This window comes from Streptomyces sp. NPDC051051 (assembly GCF_040682975.1).
Lineage (GTDB): Bacteria > Actinomycetota > Actinomycetes > Streptomycetales > Streptomycetaceae > Streptomyces.
In genome coordinates, this window is sequence record NZ_JBFBCB010000003.1 from 74,360 (window position 1) to 96,555 (window position 22,196).

Consider the following 22,196-nt stretch of genomic DNA (forward strand, 5'->3'; position numbering starts at 1 on the left):
AGTCCGATCAAACGGTCAGTGGTCCTCGGGAATCTTCACAACGCCGTCCTCCCTCCGTACCGGGCACGGCGGTTGGGGCGGCTTCGACGCTGCCCTCGACGCCGGCCGAAGCCCCTCGTCGAGGCGGTCGTGCCGCGGCACCGCAAAACTCCGGATGGAGTGAAGGGGGTGCGTTATGTTCCTGCCATGGCAGATGTGGACACCTCGGCAGCGCGGCGGGGCCCGGACGGACCCGACGGTCTCACGGCGGCACTCGCACAGGCATGGCACGACGTGCTCGGTTCCCTCCCGCAGGAGGACTCGGACTTCTACGAGGCCGGAGGCACCTCGATCGACGCGGCCCGGATCGCCTCGCAGGCCGCCGCTTTCGCGCCGGACGCCGAGGACCTGGACGTCACGCTGATGACCGCGCTCCTCGACGAGGCGCGCTTCGGGGACGTGCTGCGGCTGGGACTGGAGTCGATCGACGGCACACGTGCCGGGTCTGTCTGACCGGGCGACGGCGGCACGGTCGCGACCGGACCGTCCGGTCAGCACCGACCGGCTGCCAGGTCTTCCAGCAGGTCGGTCGCGAACCGTTCGCACCACTGCGCACCGAAACACCGGCGGTCGTAGGTCAGGACCAACTGCGGCCGCCCACCGGACAGATCGAGCTCCAGGTCCAGCTGGGACGGGCGTACCACCGGCGCGGCGGTGCCCTCGTCCTCGCCCTGGTCGTCGTCGAGGTCGAAGGGGGCGAAGGAGACCCCCGCCACGGAGCTCTTCCAGGAGTCCGCGGTCACGCTCACGCTCAGCGGGGCCAGATCGTCGCGCGCCACACCCATCCCGTTCGTGAGCAGATCGACGATCTCCTCGAACTCCACTCCCTGGTGGGCCATTCCCTCGCGCAGCCCGCGCCGCACCTGGGCGAGCACCCCCAGGCCACCGTGCGGTGCCGAGGGGCCGACGCGAACGAGCACCGCCTGCGCGAGCGGGCCCACCGCATCGGAGTCCATGCGGTTCGCGGACATGGTGCCCAGGACCAGGTCCTCGGCCCCGGACCGCTCCAGCACCTGACGGGCCGCCGCGGCGGTGACGTACACCGTGGGTGTGCAGCGCGCGGCGCGCGCGTTCGTCCGGAGCAGGCCGGACAGGGCGGGGTCGAGGGGGACGCGCAGCTCGGCGCCGTCGGGCAGCCAGCCCGGCTCCGGCCGCCTCTCGCCGATCCACGGCGTGGGGAAGCCGGACAGCTCCGTACGCCAGAAGTCCCAGTCGGCGGACCTGCGGTGTTCGCGTGCCGCCAGGAGTTCGGAGTACCGGTGTGCCGGCGCGGGCGGCTCGGCCGGCCCGCGCAGGTAGGCCTCCTGAAGGTCCGTCACCACCTGGTGCAGGGAGAACAGGTCCATCACGAGCCGGTGGAAGGTGAGGAGCAGGACCCCGCTGCCGTCGCCGAGCAGCGTCAGGTCGGCGCGAGCCAGGGACTCGCCCAGGAAGGGGAAGATCTCCGCATGGGCCGCGGCCGCCGCCCGACGTACTTCGGCGAGGTGCTCGACCTGGTCCGCACACAGGTCCGGACGGTGCCGGACGCGCACCTCGTGGTGCGGAGCCGGGCCGAGGGTCAGCGTGTCACCGTCCGCACGGAAGCCCGTGTCGAGCAGCTCATGGCGCCGGAATACGGTCTCGACCGCGTGGGAAAGCCTTTTCTCGTCGAGCATTCCGTCAAGGCGCAGCGCAATGCCGGTGTGCAGCAGCGCGCTTCCTCGAACTACGCACTCCACTTCCCAGAGCCGTTGCTGCTGACGGCTCAATTCCCTGGCGTACGTGCTTCCACTCCCCTGGTCCATGCGTTCCCTCGCCCGAAGGTGCGACGAGTGCCGCACGGGAAGTCGTGACCCCGTGCGGCACTTGTCGGTGGTTTTACTTCGCCGCGGCCTGACGGCGGAGCTGCTCGAGGTTGATGAGCGCGAGGCTTACAGAGTTGACCTTCATCATGTCAACTTCCCATCTACTCAGAGGGTTCCTCAACCACCGGTCGGTGGCAGGGGGAATGGTTCCAGCCGAAGTGATCTCTCGTCAATAAGCCCAGGGCTTCGGGAGTTTGGGTTTCACACGGTCACCACTCCGTCGATGTACGCCCCGTCTTGTTTTCCTGACGAGACATCATGAAATGCTGTCCTCGCTCAGTCGTGCCACGAAGTGCATGAATACGTCGCCCACCCGGGCCGCCCTTCCGGCATCGTGGTAGCGATTCTCGTACCACAACGAGCCGGTGAGGGCCCCGTCCGTCATCTCCAGGTCGGCGAAGAGGGTGGTGGCGCACGCCAGGGCCTGCTCGGGGCCGGCGAAGACCGGGACCGGGTGGTCGGGGTACAGGCCCTGCGGGGTCATGGTGAGCCCGTGCGGCAACGGCGGTGTCCGGTTCGGCTCTTCCGGCAACCAGCCGGTCACTCCGCTCAGTCGCAGTTCCAGGTGGGCCAGGGCGCTGCGGTGGTAGGCCCCGTCGGCGTGCGGGCGGTCCACCACGCGGGAGGCGACCTCGCTGAACGGCACGTCGGTGTACTCCGTGGCTCGCTGGATCCTGCCGTGGACGTCCCTGACGAACGCCGGCAGGGACCGGAACTCCGTGTCGACCGGCACCGGGACGACCGTACTGAACAGCCCGAGCGTCTCGCGGGCGCTCGCGGAGGTGCGCCCGTGCGTGTACACGGAGCACACCAGGCGGTCCCGTTCGTACTCGGTGGCGACGGCGTGGCTGAGGGCCGCCAGCAGGACGGTGTGGAGCGTGACGCGCTCGGCGCGCGAGCGCCGCAGCAACCACCGGGTCCGCTCGGCCGTCAGCGTCAGCGGCACGGAGGCGAACTCCGCCTCGGGGACGACCGCCCCGGCGTCGCCCGGCAGCGGGTCCGCCGTGCCGTACGCCCGCAGTTCGCCGGCGAGGGCGGCTGCCCGTGCGCGCACGGCGGAGCGCGCCTCGGGCGTGTGCTCCCGTCCGATCAGCCCGGTGTAGCTCTCCGGGGCACGACAGTGCTCGACGGTGCCGTGGTCCGGTACGACGCGCTCGCGGTAGCCGTGGGCGAGGAGGTCCCGGAAGAGGAGGTGGGAGGTGCCGTCGAAGATCAGGTGGTGGAACTGCGCGACGAGGACGTGCTCCTCCTCGCCCGTGCGCACCAGGGTCGTGCGCGTCATGCGGTCTGTCAGGTCAAGGGGCCGGGAGAGGACCCGCGTCACCTCCGCGGCACGCTCCTGCGGCGCGGCCCGTACGGTGTCGAGCGGCCCCGGTCCGGGCCGCAGCGCCTGTCCGGGCCAGGCCGCGGAGGGGCCCGGTCCGGCATCCGCCACCAGGTGCAGGCGCAGCGCCTCGTGCCGGGTGGCGATCTCGGCCAGCGTGTCCCGCAGTGCTCCCGTGTCGAGCGGACCCCGGAACAGCAGGGTCTCGGACGACTCGATCGGAGTGGAGTCTCCGGTGTAGCTTCGCGTCCACTCCCAGCACCAGTTTTGCCGGGAGAACAGGGGCAGGGGGGTGGGGCCGGCCGAGGCAGGGCGGGTCTGGGCCTGGTGGATCATGGAGGAGCGCTCTCTTCCAGAGTGCGTACGGTCGTGACGTAGCGGCGGCTGCTTCCTGAGGGGCCGAGCAGCTCCGGCAGGGCGCGTACGGCGGGCACGGGGTGCTTGTCGATGAACCGGGTGAGGTTCAGCGTGTGCTGTTCCCAGCGGTCGGCGCGTTCATGGGTGAGGTGCACGCCCGGCGCGCCGGGAGAGAGGCGCATTCCGGCCCCCGACGACCACAGGCGCAGGCCGAGTTCCAGGTCCTCGCACCCCCATGTCGTGCCGAAGGTCTCGTCGAAGCCCCCGGATCGCCGCCACAGACCGTACGGCATCGAGGTGTTGGCTCCGATGCAGGTCAACCACGGTGCCACGGAATCCAGTTCGCCTTCGGCCATGCCGGCCACCACGGCCTCCAGGGCGTTCACCACCGTGCGCCCGAACCGGCCGCCGGTCGCCACCGCGTACGGGTCCGGCAGGAGTTCGTCGAGGTCGGTGGCCAGCAGGCGGCGTGCGGCGGGCAGTTCGCGGACCGGACCGTGGACGCAGGCGGGCGGTCCGCCGGTGTGCTCGGCGACGTGGGCTGCCAGGGCCGGCGGCGGGAGCAGGACGTCGTCGTCCAGGAAGAGCAGCAGGCGGCCGCGGGCCGCGGCCGCCCCCGCGTTGCGTGCGGCCGCGCGGCCCACCCGGGGTCCCGGCACGGCGTGCAGGGGCAGCCGTGCGGCGGCGGACGCCACGACGTCGGCGGTGCCGTCGGTGCAGCCGTCGTCGACGACCACGATCTCGTAGGGCTCCGGGCACACCTGACGGGCCAGGCAGGCGAGGACGAGCCGCAGACTGTCCGCCTTGTCGCGGGTGGGGATGACCACACTGGCGGTCGGCCGGGTCATGCCGGGCTCCCCCCGCCCAGCAGGTCCGCCCCGCCGAGCAGGCTCGTGCCGTGGGTGGCGAGCAGGACGGCACCGGCGAGGGAGGAGTGGGGGCCGTGGACGGCCGGCCCGACCTCCGGGAGCGGCCGGCCCGGTCGGACCGTCGCGGACAGGTGCTGCGCGACGCGGTGCGGCAGGGGCGCGAGCGCGGCTCCGAGACCGCCGCCGATGCGTACGTGCGCGGGCTGGACGAGCTCCACGAGGGCCCGCAGCGCGCGGGCGATGGCGTCGGCCGCGTGGTCGACAGTGCGCTCCGCCCAGGGTTCGGCGCGGTCCACGCCCGCCACCAGCTCGGAGGTCGTCGTGGGAAGCCCGCGGCCCGCGGAAGCGTGGGCGGCCAGCGCCTCGGCCGAGACCGCGGCCTGCAGGCAGCCGCGCGTGCCGCACCGGCAACGCGGGCCTTCCGGATCGACCACCAGGTGGCCCAGCTCGCCCGCCGTGCCCCAGGCACCGGTCAGCAGTCTGCCGCCACTGACCAGCCCGCCGCCGACGCCCGTGCCGATGCCCAGGTAGACCAGGTCACGACTGCCCGCCGAACGGGCCTCGGCCAGGCCGGCGAGTGTCGCGTCGTCGCCGAACAGGACCTCGGCGCCGGTGCCCGCGAAGGGCGCGCGCAGTGAACGGCCCACCCAGTCGGGCCGGTTGGGCCAGCTCACGACACACCCGTCGGCGCCGACATTGGGCGCCGTCGCCACGCCTATGCGCACGGGTGCTTCTCCCCACGCGCCGACCGCCTTGGCCACCGAGGCCTCCAGCAGCTCCGCATCGTCCTCCACGGCTCCGCCGACGGGCCACAGCACGGCGTCCTCGTACACGGCCGCACCGGAGGCGACCGCGCGCAGGGCGAGCTTGGTGCCTCCGATGTCCACGGCGAGGATGCCGCCCGCAGTACCGGCGTCCGTGGGCGGGGGCGTGCCGGTCACGACGGCTTCCGGGCGGCGAGGATCACGAACGGGGCGTGCTCGGTATCGAGACTCGTCTCCATCCGCAGCCCCACCGCCTCCAGGCCGGCCCGCAGCTCCTGCGTCGTCCACCAGTGGAGGTGTCCGTCGACGAGCCAGCGGGTGACCGTCGTACGGCTCGTCTCGTCGGTGAGGGCGAGCGGGTCGGGCACGAAGGCGTCGGCCACCACGAGCAGCCCCTTCGGTCCCAGCAGGGCGGCGAGTGAACCGAGTTGAGCGGCCGGGCCGTGGATCCCGCCGAGGACCACGCAGGCGCCGTACTCCGCGTCGGCCGACGGCAGGGCACTGCCGTCACCGATCTCCAGGACCGCACCGTCGACGCCGGCCCCGGCGAGCAGCTCCTCGACGGTCTCGCGCAGGGCCGTGCCCGGCGCCGGGGGCCCGGCCGGAGCGGCCGGCGACGGCGCTCCGGCGACTGCCGTGTCGCCGCGCACCCGGGCCGCCAGTGCCCGGCCGGCGGACGCGACGTCCGGGGCGGGCGCCCAGGTCCCCGGCGCACCCGCCGAGGCGGTGTCCGTGACCAACAGCCCCAGCGCGCAGGCGGTGTCCAGGACGGGCGACAGCACGTCCGCGCGCAGCCCCGCGGTCCGGGCCAGGTCGGCCGCGGTGCCGCCGTCGGCCAGGAGCGGGGGCAGGCCGAGTTCGGTGAGGGCCGTCGCCAGGGTGGACGCGGCCGCGGTTTCGGGGCGGGCGCCGCGCCCGAGGCGGTACACGGGGGCCGCCTGTGCCTTGCCGATGGCGGACCGGCGCAGCCGGAAGCGCGGTTGGAAGCTGTCGGGCACCTTGTACGCGGCCAGTTCGGCCCGGGCGTACGCCTGCACCCGTGGCGGGGCGGCCAGCTCGGCGTCGGCGGGCACGTACTCGACGGTGAGTCCCTGGTCGTCCGAGTCGTCCGGGCCGGTCACCGTGACCGAGACGTCGGCGATCCCCGGGGCCGCTCGCAGCACCGACTCGACCTCCATCGTGGAGACCCAGCGCGCCCCCCGGCGTACCACTCCGAGCCGGGCTCTGCCCAGGATGCGGTGGACGCCGCGCTCGTCGCGATCGGCCAGATCGTGCAGGCGGTGGGCCGAGCCGTCCTCCAGGACGACCGCGAGTTCTCCCTGCGCCGCGCCCTGGTGGGGCAGCGGTGTGCCGTCGGGGTCCAGCAGGTCGACGCGGACGCCGGGCATCGGACGGCCGACGGCTCCCGACTGCAGTCCCGGCTCCCCCCACAGCACGGCACCCGTCTCGCTGGAGCCGAAGTTGCGCGAGACGCCGACGCCCAGGGTGCGGGTCCACAGCGCGTCCAGCTCGGCGTCCACGTATCCGGCGCCGGCCATCACCCGGCGCAGCGCGGGGTAGGGCGCGTCGTCGACCAGGGCCCGGCGGCGCGCCAGGACACGGGCCAGGCCGGGCACGGTGACCAGGACCGTCGCCCGCTCGCGCAGCCGGGTGTGCACCGCGCCGACGGCACGCGGCGGCACCGGGTCCACGTGCGCCCCGGCCACCAGCGCCCCGGCCAGCCATCCGAGCGCGTAGGCGTGGCTCAGCGGCAGCGGCAGCAGTACGCGGTCGTCGGGCCGCGCCAGACCGGCGCGCTGGTAGCGCACGCCCTCGTCGAGCACGGAACGCGGCGACCGGGCCACGACCTTGGGCGTACCGGTCGACCCGGAGGAGACGAGCAGAACCGTGCCCGGGGCGTGGGTGCCGGTGCCGGGGGCTGCGTCGGCAGTGGTGGTCCCGTCCTCGGCGAACGCCCCGTCGGGCCTGTCGTCCTCCGTCCGCAACACCGCCCGGTCCGCCTGGTCGGGGTCCGCCACCAGCGTGCGGCGGGCCCCGGCGGTCCTCAGCAGCCTGCGGGTCTCCGCCGATGGCGAGTCCGCCGGCAGCAGCAGGGGGCAGGCGCCGACCGCGGTGAGCGCGAGCAGGCCCAGTACCCATTCCGGCTGGTTGGGCCCCTGGAGTCCGACGGCCTCCGCGGGCCGCACGCCCTGTGCGCGCAGCCGCTCGGCCAGCTCGGTCACCCGTACGACGGCCGTACGGCGGGTCAGGTCGCCCAGCGCGCGTGCGTCCGGGTCCAGATCCGCCCGGGAGAAGGCCTCCCACAGGTCCGCGGCGGTCACTTCTCCGTGCCCTCCGCCGCCGTCTCCAGCCGCCGCACCAGTGCCTGCGCGGCGAGTTCGTAGCCGTGCGTGCCGAAGCCCGCGATGACGCCGACGGCGAGCGGGGAGACGACCGAGTTGTGCCGGAAGGACTCGCGGGCCCAGACGTTGGAGATGTGCACCTCGGCCCAGGGCGCCGGGTAGTCGGCGAGGGCGTCGCGCAGGCTCCAGCCGGCGATCATCAGCGCGCCGGGATTGACGATCGCGGCGACGGTGTCGCGGTGCTTGTGCAGCGCGCGGATCACCTCGCCCTCGCCGTCGTGCTGTTCGCTGCGCAGCCCGTACCCGGCGCGGGCCAGCAGCTCGGCCACCGTCTCCTCCACCTCCGCGAGGGTGGTGGTGCCGTAGATGCCGGGTTCGCGGGTGCCGAGCGTGCCCAGGTTGGGGCCGTTGAGCAGCAGCAGGTCACGGGAGGTCGGGGCGGTGGTCACGCGGGGGTCCCTTCACGGCGGTGCAGCAGGGCGGCCAGTTCGGCGCACGACCCGGCCACCAGGTCGGGCCGGTGGGCGAGCAGTTCCTCCCGGTCGCCCTGGCCCCACAGGCAGGCGGCGGTACGGGTGCCCGCCGCACGGCCGGCCCGGAGGTCCAGCGCGGAGTCGCCGACCATGACGGCACCCTCCGCACTGGCTCCGATCTTCTCCAGGGCGAGCAGGACGATGTCCGGGGCCGGTTTGCCGTGGACCACCTCGTCGCTGCCGCACACCGCGTCCACCAGGTCCAGCAGACCGGTCGCCGCCAGGGCCTCGACGGCACGGTCATGGGTCTTGCCGGTGGCCACGGCGGTCGGGACGCCCGCCGCGCGCAGTCCGGTGAGCAGTTCCGCGGCGCCGGGACACGCCTCGATCTCGTGGACCAGCTTGCGGCTCTCGACGACGAACGGCTCGTACATCCCGACGGGCAGGCCCATGATCGCCAGGGTGTCGGGCATGTGCCGCCCGAGGTGGGTCAGGTACTCCTCGAAGGGGGCCTCGCCGTCGCCGACCACGAGGTCGTACGCGCGCTGGAAAGCCCTGCGCATCACGTGGATGCTGTCGATGAGGACGCCGTCCAGGTCCAGGACGACGGCCGGCGGCCGGGGATCACTCACCGTTCGTTCCCTTCCGGACGGATTCGGCGGCGGTGCGCAGGCTCGCCGTCAGATGCGCGACGTCGTCGTCCGTCATGGTCGCGCCGAGTCCGACGGTGACGGACCGGCCCAGCACGGCCTCGCTGGCGCGCAGGCGCGCGGTGGCGTCCCAGGCGGTTCCCCAGGCGGTGCGGCCGGCGCGAACGGAGGGGTTCTGCTGGACCAGCCGGCCCGAGTAGAGCGTGGCCGCGGGGATACCGGCCGCGGTGAGCACGGTGACGAACCGGCGGGCGGCCATGCGGTTGTCCAGCAGAACCGTGAGATCGCCGCCGCTGCCCTCTTCGTCCGGCAGCCGCCGCCATTCGAGCTCGAGGTCGGCGAGGTCCGCGCGGACGGTCCGGGCGATGTCGCGCAGCCGTCGCAGCATCGGCGTGAGCCGTTCCAGCTGTACGGCGAGCAGGGCGCCGGCGATCTCGGTCATCCGCAGGTTGACGCCGAGGAAGGCCTCGCCGGCGGCGCCGCGCTCGCCGCTGCGCGAGGTGGTGAACTGCCCGCCCTGGTCCTGGTAGCGGACCACGCGGTCGTGGACGTCGGGGTCCGTCGTGACGACGGCGCCGCCCTCACCGGCGGTGATGTTCTTCTCCAACTGGAAGCTGAAGGCGCCCGCGTCGCCGATCGACCCCACCGGGCGCCCCCGGTAGCTGACACCGCAGGCCTGGGCGGCGTCCTCCAGGACCCGGATGCCGTGCTTGCGGGCGACGGCCAGGATGGGGTCCATGTCGGCGGCGGCGTTGTTGAGGTGGACGGGCATGACCGCGAAGGTCCGCTCGGTGACGAGGTGTTCCCACGCCGTGGGGTCGAGGGTGAGCGAGTCGTCGATGTCGGCGAAGACGGGGATGCCGCGCGCGGCCACGACGGCGTTGACGCAGCCGATGAAGGTGGCCGACGGCACGATGACCTCGCCGCCCTCGGGTATGCCCAGGCCGATCAGTGCGCAGGTCAGGGCGGCGGTGCCGGAGGAGACGCCGACCGCGTGGGGTGCCTGGTGAAGGGCGGCGAACCGCTCCTCGAACCGCTCGACGCGGTGCTGGAGCGCGGGACCGTAGTAACGGAAGAGGGAGCGGCTCTCCAGGACGTCGAGCGCGGCGGCCTTCTCCTCCTCGCCCCACAGGGCCAGGCCGCGCAGCGGTTCGTAGCGCAGTGCCGTGGGCTCGGACGGGGATGCAGTCATGAATTCGTCTCCGGTGCTGTCCAGCGGGCGGACGTGGCGCGGTAGCAGGCTTCGACGACGGCCAGGGCCTCGCGGGCCTCGCGCAGGGCCCGGCCCGTGGCATCGGCCCGGGCCAGTTCGGCGGCCAGCGCGTCGAGCTGCTGGTCGTACTCGTCGCCGACGCAGGCCTGCGGCAGCGGCACGTGGCGCTCTCCGCCTTCCTGGCGGAGCGTGAGCGTGGGTTCGGTCACGCGTCGGGGGCTGAAGCCGAACGTAGTGGTCAGCTCGGCGGTGCCGGCGGTGCCGTGCAGCACCAGCCGGGTCCGGTCGACCGCCTCGTGCGACGCCCAGGCGAAGCGCAGGTGCAGGCCGTAGCGCTCGGTGGCCAGCAGGGCGGTGAGCTGATCCTCGACGTCGGCGTTCTCGAGGGCGGTCGCGCCGGCGTGCCAGTGCGCGCCCCAGCCCTCGCGGGTGAGGAAGTCGCGGGAGGCGAGGGCGGTGGCGTGACGCACGGCGGAGGCGCCCCACAGGTGGTGCAGTACGTCGATGACGTGCCAGCCCAGGTCGACCAGGACCCCGCCGCCGGACGTCTCCCGGCGGGCGAACCAGTCGCTGCCGGGAATGCCCCGGGAGCGGATCCAGCTCAGCTCGGCGAGGCGGGGCGTGCCGAGCGCCCCGTCGGCGACGAGGCGGGCCAGCTCCCCCACGTCCGCGCGGTGGCGGGCGGCGGTGGACAGCAGGAGCCGCCCCCCGCCGTCGCGGGCCGCGTCTTCCAGGAGCCGCAGGTGGCCTGGCTCGGTCCCGGTGGGCTTCTCCAGGAAGACGGCGAGGCCCTGGCGCAGGAAGTGGCCCGCGACGGCGCCGTGGGTGTGGTTCGGGGTGAGGACGAAGACGAGGTCGGCCTCGTGCGGGCCGAGTTCCTGGTGACCGCCGTGCACCCGCGCCCCGCCCACCAGGGCGGCGGTCCGCTCGACGGCCTCGGGCCGCGGCTCCACCACGGCGACGACGTCGAAGTCCGGGTGCTTGGCCAGCCGCGGCAGCCATACCTCGCGGGCCACCCAGCCGAGCCCGACGACGGCGACCCTCATCAAGCGGGACGCTTCTTCCCCGCCAGCTCGGACAGCACCTTGGCCACGGCCTCGGCGACGTCGGCGCAGTCGGCGTCCGTACCGAGCAGTACCCGGTGGTGCAGCCAGAAGCCGTGCGCGCCCAGGTGTTCGCTGACCGGGTTGCGCTCGGCGAGCTCGGCCGTGTCGGGGAGTCCGCTGCCGCGCAGCGCCTCGTGGGCCTGCGTCCGGTAGACCGGGGGGTAGTTGACGAAGGCGGGAACACCCTCGGCGACCAGCGCCCTGACCACCAGGTCGCGATCGGTTGCGGGGTGCGCCTCGGGGTCGAGGACGGCCATCGCCATGTAGTGCGGGTTGAGGTCACAGCGCGGGTCGCGGCCCTGCGGGACCACGCCGGGTATCTCGCGCAGCAGCGCGGAAAGCGTCTTCCAGCGGCTCTCGCGGCGCGCGTTCTGCTCGGCGAGCCGCGAGAGCTGGGCGCGCAGCACCGCGCCGGCGAACTCCGTCATGCGGTAGTTGGACGACGGGGTGCGGTGCTCGTAGTGCGTGTCGCCGATGGGTCGGCCGCAGCTGTGCCGGGCGAACGCCTCGTCGTACCACTCCTCGGACGGCAGGAGCAGTGCTCCGCCCTCCCCCGCCGTCATCAGTTTGCCGTTCTGGAAGCTGAACGCGGCGAGCGTGCCGAAGTCACCGATGCGCCGGCCGGACCAGACGGCGCCGTGCGCGTGCGCGGCGTCCTGGAAGACGACGACGTCGTGCCGGGCCGCCCAGGCGCCGATGGCGTCCATGTCGGCGACGTGCCCGGCCATGTGCACGGGGATGACGACGCGCGTCCGCGGGGTGCGGACGGCCTCCAGGGCCTGCGGGTCGAGGCAGTACGTCACGGGGTCCACGTCGACCGGGACCGGGATGCCGCCCGCCCGCTGGACGGCGATGGAGGTGGAGATGAAGGTGAAGGCGGGCACGATCACCTCGTCGCCCGGCTTCAGGCCCAGCAGCTCCAGGCCGAGTTCCAGGGCGTGGGTGCCGTTGGTGACGGCGAGCGTCGTGCCGCCGTGGTACTCGCCGAACTCCGCCTCGAACGAGGTGACCTCGGAACCGCCGACTCGCCACCACTGGCCCTGGTCGACCGCGCGGATCAGCGCCGCGCGCTCGGTGTCGTCGTGGTACGGCCAGGCCGGAAAGTCGTGGCGGCGGACCGGATTCCCACCGTCGAGTGCCAGAGCCACAGTGCGTCCCTCTCAGTCGGTCGGTCGGTGTCAGTCGGTGGCGGGGAGGCCGGTGGCCGACGACCAGGAGGACGCCAGCGCGTCCAGGTCGCCGGCCGAGTGCGCCACCACGTAGTCTTCCATGATCATCCAGTCCAGCCGGCTGCCGGCGTAGAACTCGATGGCCTGCTGCGGGGTCTCGACGATCGGCTGACCGTTGTCGTTGAACGACGTGTTGAGCACCACCGGAACTCCGGTCAACCGGTGGAAGTGCGCGATCAGCCCGTGGTACGCGCCGTTGTCCTCGGCTGTCACGGTCTGCACCCGCGCGGTGCCGTCGACGTGCACGACGGCCGGGACCTCACCCTGCTTCTCGGGCCGCACCGGGGCCACGATGAGCATGTACGGCGATTCGATGTCCAGGTCGAAGTAGTCGGCCGCGTGCTCACGCAGCACCGCCGGGGCGAAGGGCCGGAAGGCCTCGCGGTGCTTGACGCGGGCGTTGATGATGTCCTTCATCTCGGCGCGCCGGGGGTCGGCCAGGATGCTGCGGTGGCCGAGCGCGCGCGGCCCGAACTCCGAGCCGCCGGTGAACCAGCCCAGCAGCTTGCCCTGCGCGAGCAGTTCGGCCCCGATCCGGGCCGGCTCGTCCACTTTGCGGTAGGGCAGTCCGCAGGCGTCGAGCGCGGCGCGCACCTCGGAGTCGTCGTAGGTGCGGCCGAGGTAGGCGTGGCGCTGGGCGGTGCGGGCGGGTTCCTTGCGGGGCTGCCCGGCGATGACGTGGTAGCCGTAGTAGGCGTTGCCGACCGCACATCCGCCGTCGCCCGCGGCGGGCTGCACGAAGACGTTCTCGAAGGGGGTCTCACGCAGCAGCCGACCGTTGGCCACGCAGTTCAGCGCGACGCCGCCGGCCAGGCACAGGTCGGTGAGCCCGGTGTCCGCGTGGAGCTGCCGGGCCACGTGCAGGAGGGTCTCCTCCAGCGTGTCCTGGGCGGCGTAGGCCAGATCGGCGGCGCGGGCGAAGCGTTCGTCGCCCTTGTAGCCGTCGAGAGCGTGCTCGATGAAGTCGAGCAGTCCGCCGTTCTTGAGGTGCAGTTCGTAACGGCCGTCGGGCAGCAGGGTGAGGTACTCGCGGAACTCCTTGCGGTAGCGCGGGGTTCCGTAGGGCGCCAGGCCCATCGTCTTGCCGTCCTCGGACAGGTACCAGTGGCGGCCCTCGTACTCGTTCTCGTAGAGAACGAAGCCGATGGCCTTGCTGACGGCCTTGTACATGTAGCCGAGGGAGTGGTCGCTGTCACCGGCCTGGTAGACCCGAAGGGCGCTGAGGCCGTCGGTGGACCAGTTGGTGCCGAGCACCTTGGACAGCTCGGTGATGGCGGTGCCCTCACCGACGGCGGTGGTGAGGGTCTCCACGCCGCGGTCGTCGATCAGGCTGCCGGCTCCGTCGACCACCAGGATGGCGGCCCGCTCGAAGGGCGAGGGGAAGAAAGCGCTGGCCGCGTGCGCCATGTGATGACGTATCAGGTGAATGCGCTTGCGGAAGGGAAAATACGCGGGCGCCAGCAGCGTGTCGTCGGCGACGACGACGTCGACGTCCGCGAGGCGCGCCTGCGCCATGTCGAGGCAGTACCGCCACGACTGGTTCAGCAGTGAGTTGACTCCGACCGAGTACTTGACCCGGCGTACCCGCTCCTCCTCGATCCCGGCGGCGATGACGCCGTCCGAGACGAGGCACGCGGCGAAGTCGTGGTTGGACCCGCCCAGGCCGAGCGTCAGCATCCCCGTGTTTCCCCTCTTCGAGCTCGCACGATTCCTTGTGTCACGGCCGCACGGCGTGGATCAGGTGGTTCAGTGTGTCCTCCGCGTCCGCCGTCGGCGGCTTCAGCACGCTGGGCTCCAGGCCCATCTCCCTCAGGTAGCAGCAGAGTTCGGCCACCCGGCCGTGCACGTCCTGGACGTCGATGAACACGTTGCGCAGCAGGGGGCGCAGGGCTGCGTCGACACCTCGCAGGATCTCCAGTTCGGAGCCCACCGCGTCGATCTTCAGCAGATCGACGGGACGGTCGGTGCCGATGTGGTGGGAGAGCCGGTCGACGGCGACGGTGATCTCGCGTCCCTGGAACATCCGCTCCACCACCCGCGTCGGGAAGCTCTTGCCCAGGAGTTCTCTCAACCGGCCCTGATCCTGCGGGTACAGCGTCGAACTGCTGGGGAGCAGCGGGTAGTAGCGGAAGGACACACCCGCCGCCGCCTCGCTGCCCAGGGCCGTCTCGTGCACGGACACGTCCTCGAGGCCGAACTCCGCCACGTTGGCGCGCAGGGCCGCGACGAGTTCGGGCAGCGGTTCGAAGGCCACGACGGACGCCTTGGGTCGCCGCTGCTTCACGAAGAGCGTGAAGAGCCCGATGTTCGCCCCGACGTCGATGACGAACGGCTCGTCGGGAAGGGGAATACCGGCGTAGGTTCCGCCTTCGAACATCTCGCGGTACAGAAAGCGCGCGTCCAGCGCGCTGACGGCGTGCACGGAGAATCCCTCAGCGACTTCCGTCAGCTTGGGGGGTGTCATGTGCCGGGGCCCGGGTGCTCAGCCGAGGCGTTCGACGACGTAGTCGGCCAGCCGGTCCTCGGACGTGAGCGTGTCCTCGGTGAGGTCCTCGTCCTCGAATGTCACACCGAAGCGCTCTTCGAGGAGGAGCAGGAACTCCAGCGCGTCCAGCGAGGTGAAACCGTAGGCTTCAAGAAAGTTGCTGCTGTTCTCATTCACCGTACGACCACTGGAGGCGGCAAACTCCTTGGCGATTTGGTGGATCTCCTGGAGCACTTCGTCGCGGTTCACAGACAGCCTTTCATTCGTTCGGACGAGTGACAATCTAGCCGGTGGCTCAGACGCTGTCCATCCTGATTGGACCTCAGAACACGTTCACAAAAGTCTAGTTGGCCTCTGCAAGCAGGCGATCCAGCCAGCGGTGGTGATGCTGCAACGCCAACTCGTTGCGTCCGAACACGAAGTGTGTATTCGCTCCGGAGGACAAAGCCGCCTGTACGTCGAATCCGGTGCGATAGTCCTCGTCCGCCACGCCCCTTTCGACGAGTTCGCTGAACTCCGCCGTGTAGCGCCGGTCCTCCTCGGTGACCGGGGCCACGCGCGTCAGGACGGTCTGCACGGTGCTGCTCCGGTCCACACCCGGGCCGGGCATGATCTGGGAGACGACGCCATGCCCTTCCCAGGACCCGGCGATCGACACGTTGGGGAAGACGGTGTAGACGGTGCCGCAGTGCGGGGCGGGGTCCCAGTCCTCGACCGGGACGTCCCGCAGCGTCCTGAGCGACTTGACCGGGTACAGGATCCGCTGGTGGGGCCCGAAGGAGTCCACCACCATCAGGTTGGAGGTGGACGTCGGGGCGAACGTCGTGCGGTGCAGCGCCTGGATGTGGTAGCTCTCCAGGTAGCCGTCGAAGGCCACCTTCCAGCCGGGGCCCGCCAGTTCGCGCTGTTCGTAGAGGTGCCACTTGTCGAGTTCGAGCCGCTCCAGCTCGCCCGCGTAGTCCCCGAGCCAGGCGCCCAGGTCGATCGTGGTACCCGGGGTGAGAGACACCCACACGAAGCCGAGGCTCTCCACGACGGGCAGCGGGCGCAGTCCCAGCTCGGCGGTGTCGACGTCCCCGAAGGTGCCGGGCTTGTGCACGGCGACGAGGCCGCCCTGGTCGTCGTAGACCCAGGCGTGGTACGGACAGCGGAAACGGTGCCGGGTGCCGGTTCCGGCCGGGCACAGCTGGGCCCCGCGGTGGCGGCAGACGTTGAGGAACGCCCGTACCGTGCCGTCCTGTCCACGGGTGAGCAGGACGGGGGTGCCCAGGGCGTCCAGGGCCTTGTAGGAGCCGGCGCCGGGGAGCTCGACGGAGAGCGCGAGGGCGAGCGGGACTCGTTTGAAGACGACGTCGATCTCCCGCCGCCACCGGTCGGGGTCGAGGTACTCCGTGACGGGGACCCGCATCACGTCCTGGGCCTGGTCCGTCGTGCCGGCCTCCAGGTGTGCCAGGGCCCGCTGCGCGAGAGCCACGGCCTGGGCATGGTCGATCACTGCTCCGACCTCGCTTTCCGTTCGGGTGCGTGCAGTGCGAAGAACCGCTCGTAGAGGAGTACCTGGCTGTCCAGCATGTGGCGGCCGTGCACCACGGGCCGTCCGCTGTCACGGGCGGCCTCGAGCAGGGCGGTCTCGGCCGGCTTCATGATGATGTCGGCGACCGTGCAGGTCCGCGGCAGCCGTGCGGGGTCGAAGGGCAGCGGGTCGCTCGGGCGCATCCCCAGCGGGGTCGCGTTCACCGCGATGTCCACGCCGTCGCCGTCGAAGTCGGTCTGAGCGCCGGCCGTGGTGCGACCCGGCCAGCGCGCGTCCAGCCGGGCGAGCACGTCCTCCCGGCGGGCCGCATCGGGGTCGTACAGCCGCAGCCGGGCGATGCCGGCGGTGAGCAGGGCCGCGGCGACGGCCCGTCCGGCGCCGCCGGCCCCGGCCAGGGCGACGGTGGCGCCGGCGGGGTCGTGGCCGTTCTCGCGCAGGCCGTGGACGAACCCGGCGCCGTCGAAGTTGTCGGCCAGCCAGGTCCCGTCGGGGTTCCTGCGCAGCGCGTTGGCGCTGCCCGCCGCCTCGGCGGCCGGGCCCAGCAGGTCGGCGTACCGGCACACCTCGACCTTGTGGGGCACGGTGACGAGGATGCCGTCGAGGTTGCGCATGTGGCGCAGTCCGCGCATGACCTCCTCGAGGCCGTCGGGGCGGACGTGCACGGGGACCAGCACCGCGTCCCGCCCGGTCCGCGCGAACAGGTCGTTCAGCAGACCGGGGGCACGCACCTGGGCCACCGGGTCGCCCAGAACCACGTAAAGCCGGGTCGTGCCCGATACGGCGCTCGGGCCGGGCGGGGCGTCGGGCATGGCGCTCCTCAGGCCGGGGTGGGGACGGGGCCCGAGGGCAGGTCCGCCAGGACGGAGGAGACCAGGTGCTCGTCGACCCCGGTCACCAGCTCGACTCCCCGCGGACCGTCCAGGACGAACGTCAGCCCGGCGTCGGTGTCCCACCCCTTCTTCTTGTCGCGCCGCATCAGCTCCACCAGGGTGGTCACGGAGACGCCGGACGGCCGCCAGGTGGGCAGTCCGTAGCTCTCCACCATCTCCCTGTGCTCGGTCACCCGGTCCTGACCGACGCGGCCCAGCCGGCCCGCGAGCAGTCCCGCGAACACGGTGCCGACCGCGACCGCCTCGCCGTGCCGCCAGGTGTATTCGGTGGCGCGCTCGATGGCGTGCCCGAGGGTGTGGCCGTAGTTGAGGATGTGGCGCGGCCCCTGGTCCCGCTCGTCGCGGGCGACGACCGACGCCTTCAGCCTGACGCTCGCCACGATCTGCTCGGTCAGCTCGAGCCCCCGCAGATCACCGGCGCCGATGAACGCGCAGCGGGCGATCTCGCCGTAACCGCTGAGCAATTCCCGGCTGGGGAGGGTGCGGAGGAAGTCCGTGTCGCACAGCACGGCACCGGGCTGCCAGTAGGCGCCGACCAGGTTCTTGCCCTCGGGCAGGTTCACCGCCGTCTTGCCCCCAACGCTCGCGTCGACCTGGGCGAGCAGGGTGGTCGGCAGGTGCACGACCTTGATGCCGCGGTGGTAGAGGGCGGCGGCCAGGCCGACGGTGTCCGTCGTCGTGCCGCCGCCACAGGCGATCACGGCGTCGGACCGGGTCAGTCCCGCGTCCACGAAGGCCCGGCAGTACGACTCGACCGACGCCAGCGTCTTGTGCCGCTCGCCGTCAGCCACCGGCACGACGGTGAACGGCACGCCGGGATCGGGGAGTTCCCCCTCCGGTACGGCGCTCACGACGGCGACGCGGCTGACGCCCAGCTCCTCCAGGACGGCGGGCAGCAGTCGGCGGACGCCGGATCCCACATGGACGGCATAGCCATGGTCTTTCAGTGTGACGTCGATGCGGTGGGTACGGACCCCCGTGCCCCCGTCGCGCGCCCGAGAACGGATTGCGCTCATGCCCTCAGTGCCCCCGTGACTGTCCGGCCCTCACCGACGGCATGCTAGTTAACGCGGGGATCAAGGTCCACCCCTCACCAGTGGAAACCACCGGCTCCACACACGTCGCGGGCGCTTTGGGCCCGTCCGGCCTCAACTGACATCTATGGTCTTACGGTTGACGAACGGTTAGGGTCGACAGGTCGAGCGACCTGGCCGCCAATCGCAAGCCGACCGCACTACGGGGACTTTCATGCGCCTTAAGGAAAAGTTTCGTGCCGCTCTTACCGCGTTGGCGGCGGAAAGCGGTCGACTCCCGTTCCTGATGAACGACATGGTCATCGAGGAACAGCTTTGCCAAATGCGTTGTTCCTACTGCCTCACCGAGGAGTACAACCTCCTCATGAACGTGCCCGACGCGCGGCTGCGGCTCACCACCGATCGCCGGCAGGACTGGCACGAGATACTGGACATGTACCACGAGCACGTGGACGCGCCCATTCTCCGGCTCTCCGGCGGCGAGTTCTTCTGGCTGAAGGGGTCCACCGAGTTCGTCCAGGAGGCAAGCCGCCGCTACGAGACCGTCCAGGTCATCACCAACGGCGTGTTCCTCAACGAGCGGCGCATCGAGGCCCTCGCCGCGATGGGCAACGTCCAGCTGAACATCTCCCTGGACGGGCACACGCTGGAGCTGAACCGGCACCGTCTGCCCCCCAAGCAGGCGAAGCTGCACGACGTCATCATGCGCGCTCTGCACGCGGCGGCCGGGGCCGGGCTGCGCATCGACATCCAGTCGGTGCTCACCGACGCCAACTACGCAGGCCAGCTGGAGTTCGCCCGGTACCTGCGCGACGAGGTGGCGGGCAGCACCACGCTGTACTTCTTCCCCGTGCGCGGCGACACCGCCGAGCGCATGGGCCCGCCGCCCGGCAACCACCTGATGCCTCTGGTGGAGCACTACGACGAGTTCGCGGACGTCCTGCCGCCGCGCGCCTACGTCGAGCACATGGCCGAACAGCTCAAGACGAACGTGCGCACCCTGGGCTGTTTCGTCACGGCGACCATGGCCCAGCTCTTCGGCCAGGGCGACGTCTCCGCGTGCCCGCACGCCTGGGTCAAGCCGATGGGCAACCTGGCGCAGGACCGGAAGCTGCTGCTCGACCAGTACGGCTCGCACCAGCACTACGACCTGTTCATGCACGACCGGCCGCGGTTCGGCTTCTGCAAGACCTGCGCCACGCCGTCGGACGTCATCAACCTCTTCTTCCTGGACCGGATCACGGAAGAGGAGATCGGCGCGACGCACCTGTACTCGGGGGAGCGCTCACGCGCCCGGTTGCGGGAGCTGAAGGAGACATTCCGGCCGGTCGTCTCCGCCGCCCCCGAGACCGGCGAGGGCGTCGCTCAGAGCGTCAGCTCCTGATCGCACTCGGCAGCGGCGTACAGCGCCGCGACGAGCTCCTGCACTTCCAGTGCCTGGGCCGGGGCGACCGTGCGGCTGCGGGCCCGGCCCGCCACCGTGTCGAGGAAGCCGCGGATCGCCGCCAGCTCGGGCCGGCGGTCCTCGGCCGTGACCGTGCCCGCGGCACTGCGCACCTCGCCGCGCCTGAGATCCAGCACGACGCTCTCGCCGTCGGCGGCGGCCTCCAGGGTGAGGCCCATGATCCGGCTGCGGCGATCGATGCGCAGCGTGGCGTGACCGGCCGGGAACTCCAGGTCGGCGACCACCCGCTCCTCCACACCGGCCGCGTCCACCCGGCAGGACACCGGACGGGGCCTGCCGAAGACGGTGATCAACAGGTCCAGGGCGTGTGCGCCGAGGTCGACCAGCGCCCCGCCGCCGGCCCGCGCCGCGTCGCCGTACCAGTTCGTCACCGGCCGCCACAGCCGCTGGCCGGCCGTGGTGAAGGTCAGGGTGATCTCGCAGGGGCCCTCGGGCAGTGCTTCGCGGAACGCCGGCAGCAACTCGTGGAAGCGGTACGGCAGGTTGACCGCGAGCCGGTCGGCACCCGCCGTCCGGGCCAGGTGGCGTGCCTCGGACACGTCGGCGGCCAGCGGCTTCTCGCACAGGACGTGGGCTCCGGCCGCGAGTGCCGCCAGCACGGGCTCGGTGTGGGCGTCGTTGGGGGTGCACACCGCCACCACGTCCGGCCTGCCGACCGTGAGGAACTCCTCCAGGCTGGTGGTGACCAGGACGCCGTCGGCCGCCGCGCCGAGCACCGCGCGCGCACTGTCGGCGTCGGTGTCGCAGGCGGCGACGAGGGTGTAGTCCTCGTGGTCGGTGACGACGGGCAGGTGGTAACGCTGGAAGACGCGACCGCAGCCGACCACTCCGTATCGCAGGGTCATCGGCCCGCTCCCGCCGCGAGGAGGGCCTCGGCGCCGCACACGCGCTCCACCCGCTCGCCGAAGTCCTGGAAGGACTCGCCGAGGTGCTCGGCGTCGTATTCGGCCACCAGGTCCCGCAGGTCGGCGGTGAGCCGCGCGGCGAGGTCCGGCGGGTCGGTCTCGGCGAGGACGAGTCCGTGGTTCATGAAGGCGAGGAACAGCTCCGGCAGCCCGTTGCGCCAGGCCCGCAGCCGGCTCAGGAAGGCGCGCGGGTTGTGCTCCGTGCCCCGTAGCCGGCGGGCGCCCAGGGCGATCTTCTGGGCGATGAACGGCAGGACGTTCTCCTTGCGGTCGCTGATCTCCTCGCCGACCTCGCTCCAGGCGCTCCACAGGGCCTCGACACGGGGGTCCGGCACCCGGTAGTCACGGCGGGCCGTGCGCAGGATCTCGTAGGCGTCGCCCTCCAGGCCTTCGATGTCGGCCAGCGGGAGCGGCTCCTCGATCTTGTCGTACATCTCGGTGCCGCGCAGCGCGATCGCGCGGTTGATCAGGAAGAACGGGTTGTCGGCCTCGTGGATCCGAGCGGCGACGATGAACTCGAGGTTCTCCCAGAGTTCGTCGATGGTGGTCTTGGGCTCGATCATGATCCAGCCCGGGTCCAGGCCCAGGCCCTTGCGTTTGAACATGCGGGCCGCATCCAGGTTGTAGGCCACCGTGGTGCCCTTCTTGAAGCGCCGCAGCATGCCGGGCGACCCGGACTCGATGCCCAGCAGCGCGGACGAGAGTCCCGCCCGGTGCAGCAGGTCGAGAGCCTCGTGGTCGATCAACCCTGAGTCGACCCGGAACTCGCAGTGGAACTGGAACTTCAGACCACGGCTGAGGACCGTCTCGGCGAACTCGACCGCGTGCGCGAAGCCGTCGCCGAACGCCCCGCCGAAGTTGTCGTCGTTGAACCAGATGAAACGGGTCCCGAACTCCCTTTGCAGGTAATCGATCTCGTCGACGACGTCACCGGGCGGCCGCATCCGCCAGAAGCCGTCGACCGCTCCGGGCTGGCGCGGCGCGTAGCAGAAGGTGCACTTGGCGTGGCAGCCACGGCTGGTGAACGTGGAGGCCACCGGCGTCGCGATGCCCGCGGCCTTGTGGTACTCCAGCACGTCACGGGCCGGCCAGACGAGGTTGCCGAGGTCGGGCAGCACCGGCATGCCGCTGCTGCGCACCCGGTCGCCGTCGCGGTAGAACAGCCCGGGGGTCTCCCGCCAGTCCGTCCCGGCGGTCAGCCGGTCCATGATGCCGACGACCGTCAACTCGCCTTCACCGAAGGTGACGCAGTCGGCCTCGGGCACCTGCTCGGCGATGAGTTTCGCGTTGTAGGTGCAGAAGGCCCCACCGATGGCGATGAAGACGTCCGGATCGGCGATCCGCGCGCACCGGATGAGCCGGATGGCATCGATGATGTGCAGGTCGTACATGATGCTGATGCCGACGAAGCGGGGGCGCTCCCGGCGGATGAGGTCGATGATGGTCGCGTCGCTGGGCGTACGGCCGTGCAGATTCAGCGATGTGACGGAGTGTCCGGCGTTGCGCAGATATCCAGTGATGCACGCCAGACCCAGGTTCTCCCGAACTTTCTCATAGAAAATTCGCAATGCCGGGTCGAGTTGGACATATTCCTCGTCGGTGACGGTCACGTTCTGGTTGTTCAAGCTGAGTGCTCCCGTGGCTATCTCACGTGGAGTCAACAGCACGACGTC

20 protein-coding genes are annotated in these 22,196 nt (G+C 71.7%); 2 read left to right on the top strand and 18 right to left on the bottom strand.

The genetic code is table 11. The features are described from left to right. Nucleotides 1–186 precede the first annotated feature (186 nt). On the top strand, nt 187–492 hold the full coding sequence (locus tag AB0N31_RS03525; RefSeq protein ID WP_366056672.1) for a phosphopantetheine-binding protein: 306 nt from the start codon (nt 187–189) through the stop codon (nt 490–492). Nucleotides 493–530: 38 nt separating this feature from the next. Here AB0N31_RS03525 and AB0N31_RS03530 read toward each other — a convergent pair whose 3' ends face one another. The 16 genes from AB0N31_RS03530 to AB0N31_RS03605 all read right to left on the bottom strand — a co-directional run bounded on the left by AB0N31_RS03530 (nt 531) and on the right by AB0N31_RS03605 (nt 18,135). Next, nucleotides 531–1,823, bottom strand: coding sequence for a condensation domain-containing protein (locus AB0N31_RS03530; RefSeq protein ID WP_366056673.1), 1,293 nt, complete (start codon nt 1,821–1,823; stop codon nt 531–533). Nucleotides 1,824–2,139: 316 nt separating this feature from the next. Then, nucleotides 2,140–3,543, bottom strand: coding sequence for a condensation domain-containing protein (locus tag AB0N31_RS03535; RefSeq protein WP_366056675.1), 1,404 nt, complete (start codon nt 3,541–3,543; stop codon nt 2,140–2,142). Further along, entirely contained in the window at nt 3,540–4,412 is an 873-nt protein-coding gene (locus AB0N31_RS03540; RefSeq protein ID WP_366056676.1) for a glycosyltransferase family 2 protein, read from the bottom strand. The genes AB0N31_RS03535 and AB0N31_RS03540 overlap by 4 nt, the downstream gene beginning before the upstream one ends. Next, nucleotides 4,409–5,374: an ROK family protein gene (locus AB0N31_RS03545; protein WP_366056677.1), complete on the bottom strand. Its 966-nt coding sequence runs from the start codon at nt 5,372–5,374 to the stop codon at nt 4,409–4,411. Before AB0N31_RS03545 ends, AB0N31_RS03540 begins: the two co-directional genes overlap by 4 nt. Next, nucleotides 5,371–7,518 carry a class I adenylate-forming enzyme family protein gene (locus AB0N31_RS03550; RefSeq protein WP_366056678.1) on the bottom strand — a complete coding sequence of 716 codons (2,148 nt, stop codon included), beginning with the start codon at nt 7,516–7,518 and terminating at the stop codon, nt 5,371–5,373. Before AB0N31_RS03550 ends, AB0N31_RS03545 begins: the two co-directional genes overlap by 4 nt. Beyond that, nucleotides 7,515–7,988 (bottom strand): type II 3-dehydroquinate dehydratase, encoded by a 474-nt coding sequence (locus AB0N31_RS03555; RefSeq protein ID WP_366056679.1) that lies wholly within the window; start codon nt 7,986–7,988, stop codon nt 7,515–7,517. Before AB0N31_RS03555 ends, AB0N31_RS03550 begins: the two co-directional genes overlap by 4 nt. Next, nucleotides 7,985–8,644 (bottom strand): HAD-IA family hydrolase, encoded by a 660-nt coding sequence (locus tag AB0N31_RS03560; RefSeq protein WP_366056680.1) that lies wholly within the window; start codon nt 8,642–8,644, stop codon nt 7,985–7,987. Before AB0N31_RS03560 ends, AB0N31_RS03555 begins: the two co-directional genes overlap by 4 nt. Next, nucleotides 8,637–9,854, bottom strand: coding sequence for a DegT/DnrJ/EryC1/StrS family aminotransferase (locus AB0N31_RS03565; protein ID WP_366056681.1), 1,218 nt, complete (start codon nt 9,852–9,854; stop codon nt 8,637–8,639). The genes AB0N31_RS03560 and AB0N31_RS03565 overlap by 8 nt, the downstream gene beginning before the upstream one ends. Beyond that, the gene (locus AB0N31_RS03570) at nt 9,851–10,921 is read right to left on the bottom strand and encodes a Gfo/Idh/MocA family oxidoreductase (RefSeq protein WP_366056682.1); all 1,071 of its coding nucleotides are present in this window, start codon (nt 10,919–10,921) and stop codon (nt 9,851–9,853) included. The genes AB0N31_RS03565 and AB0N31_RS03570 overlap by 4 nt, the downstream gene beginning before the upstream one ends. Further along, a complete protein-coding gene (locus AB0N31_RS03575) occupies nt 10,921–12,129 on the bottom strand; it encodes a DegT/DnrJ/EryC1/StrS family aminotransferase (protein WP_366056683.1) in 1,209 nt (402 codons plus the stop codon). The genes AB0N31_RS03570 and AB0N31_RS03575 overlap by 1 nt, the downstream gene beginning before the upstream one ends. 30 nt (nt 12,130–12,159) lie before the next feature. Then, nucleotides 12,160–13,887, bottom strand: a complete 1,728-nt coding sequence (locus AB0N31_RS03580; RefSeq protein WP_366056684.1) for a carbamoyltransferase C-terminal domain-containing protein — start codon at nt 13,885–13,887, stop codon at nt 12,160–12,162. 40 nt (nt 13,888–13,927) lie between these two features. Continuing rightward, a complete protein-coding gene (locus tag AB0N31_RS03585; RefSeq protein WP_366056685.1) occupies nt 13,928–14,632 on the bottom strand; it encodes an FkbM family methyltransferase in 705 nt (234 codons plus the stop codon). Between the two features lie 60 nt (nt 14,633–14,692). Further along, nucleotides 14,693–14,944 carry a phosphopantetheine-binding protein gene (locus tag AB0N31_RS03590; RefSeq protein ID WP_020129798.1) on the bottom strand — a complete coding sequence of 84 codons (252 nt, stop codon included), beginning with the start codon at nt 14,942–14,944 and terminating at the stop codon, nt 14,693–14,695. A gap of 94 nt (nt 14,945–15,038) precedes the next feature. Then, nucleotides 15,039–16,190: an aromatic ring-hydroxylating dioxygenase subunit alpha gene (locus tag AB0N31_RS03595; protein WP_366056686.1), complete on the bottom strand. Its 1,152-nt coding sequence runs from the start codon at nt 16,188–16,190 to the stop codon at nt 15,039–15,041. After that, nucleotides 16,187–17,038 (bottom strand): shikimate dehydrogenase, encoded by an 852-nt coding sequence (locus tag AB0N31_RS03600; RefSeq protein WP_366056687.1) that lies wholly within the window; start codon nt 17,036–17,038, stop codon nt 16,187–16,189. The genes AB0N31_RS03595 and AB0N31_RS03600 overlap by 4 nt, the downstream gene beginning before the upstream one ends. An 8-nt stretch (nt 17,039–17,046) precedes the next feature. Next, complete coding sequence (locus tag AB0N31_RS03605) at nt 17,047–18,135, bottom strand: 3-dehydroquinate synthase family protein (RefSeq protein WP_366056688.1); 1,089 nt, start codon at nt 18,133–18,135, stop codon at nt 17,047–17,049. Between the two features lie 304 nt (nt 18,136–18,439). Here AB0N31_RS03605 and AB0N31_RS03610 point away from each other — a divergent pair, with 304 nt between their 5' ends. After that, complete coding sequence (locus tag AB0N31_RS03610; RefSeq protein WP_366056689.1) at nt 18,440–19,537, top strand: radical SAM protein; 1,098 nt, start codon at nt 18,440–18,442, stop codon at nt 19,535–19,537. On the opposite strand, the gene AB0N31_RS03615 is transcribed toward AB0N31_RS03610, so the two are convergent. Both AB0N31_RS03615 and AB0N31_RS03620 read right to left on the bottom strand, forming a co-directional pair. After that, nucleotides 19,519–20,463 carry a Gfo/Idh/MocA family oxidoreductase gene (locus AB0N31_RS03615; RefSeq protein ID WP_366056690.1) on the bottom strand — a complete coding sequence of 315 codons (945 nt, stop codon included), beginning with the start codon at nt 20,461–20,463 and terminating at the stop codon, nt 19,519–19,521. The genes AB0N31_RS03610 and AB0N31_RS03615 overlap by 19 nt on opposite strands. Further along, nucleotides 20,460–22,148, bottom strand: a complete 1,689-nt coding sequence (locus AB0N31_RS03620) for a radical SAM protein (protein WP_366056691.1) — start codon at nt 22,146–22,148, stop codon at nt 20,460–20,462. Before AB0N31_RS03620 ends, AB0N31_RS03615 begins: the two co-directional genes overlap by 4 nt. Between the last annotated feature and the right edge of the window lie 48 nt (nt 22,149–22,196).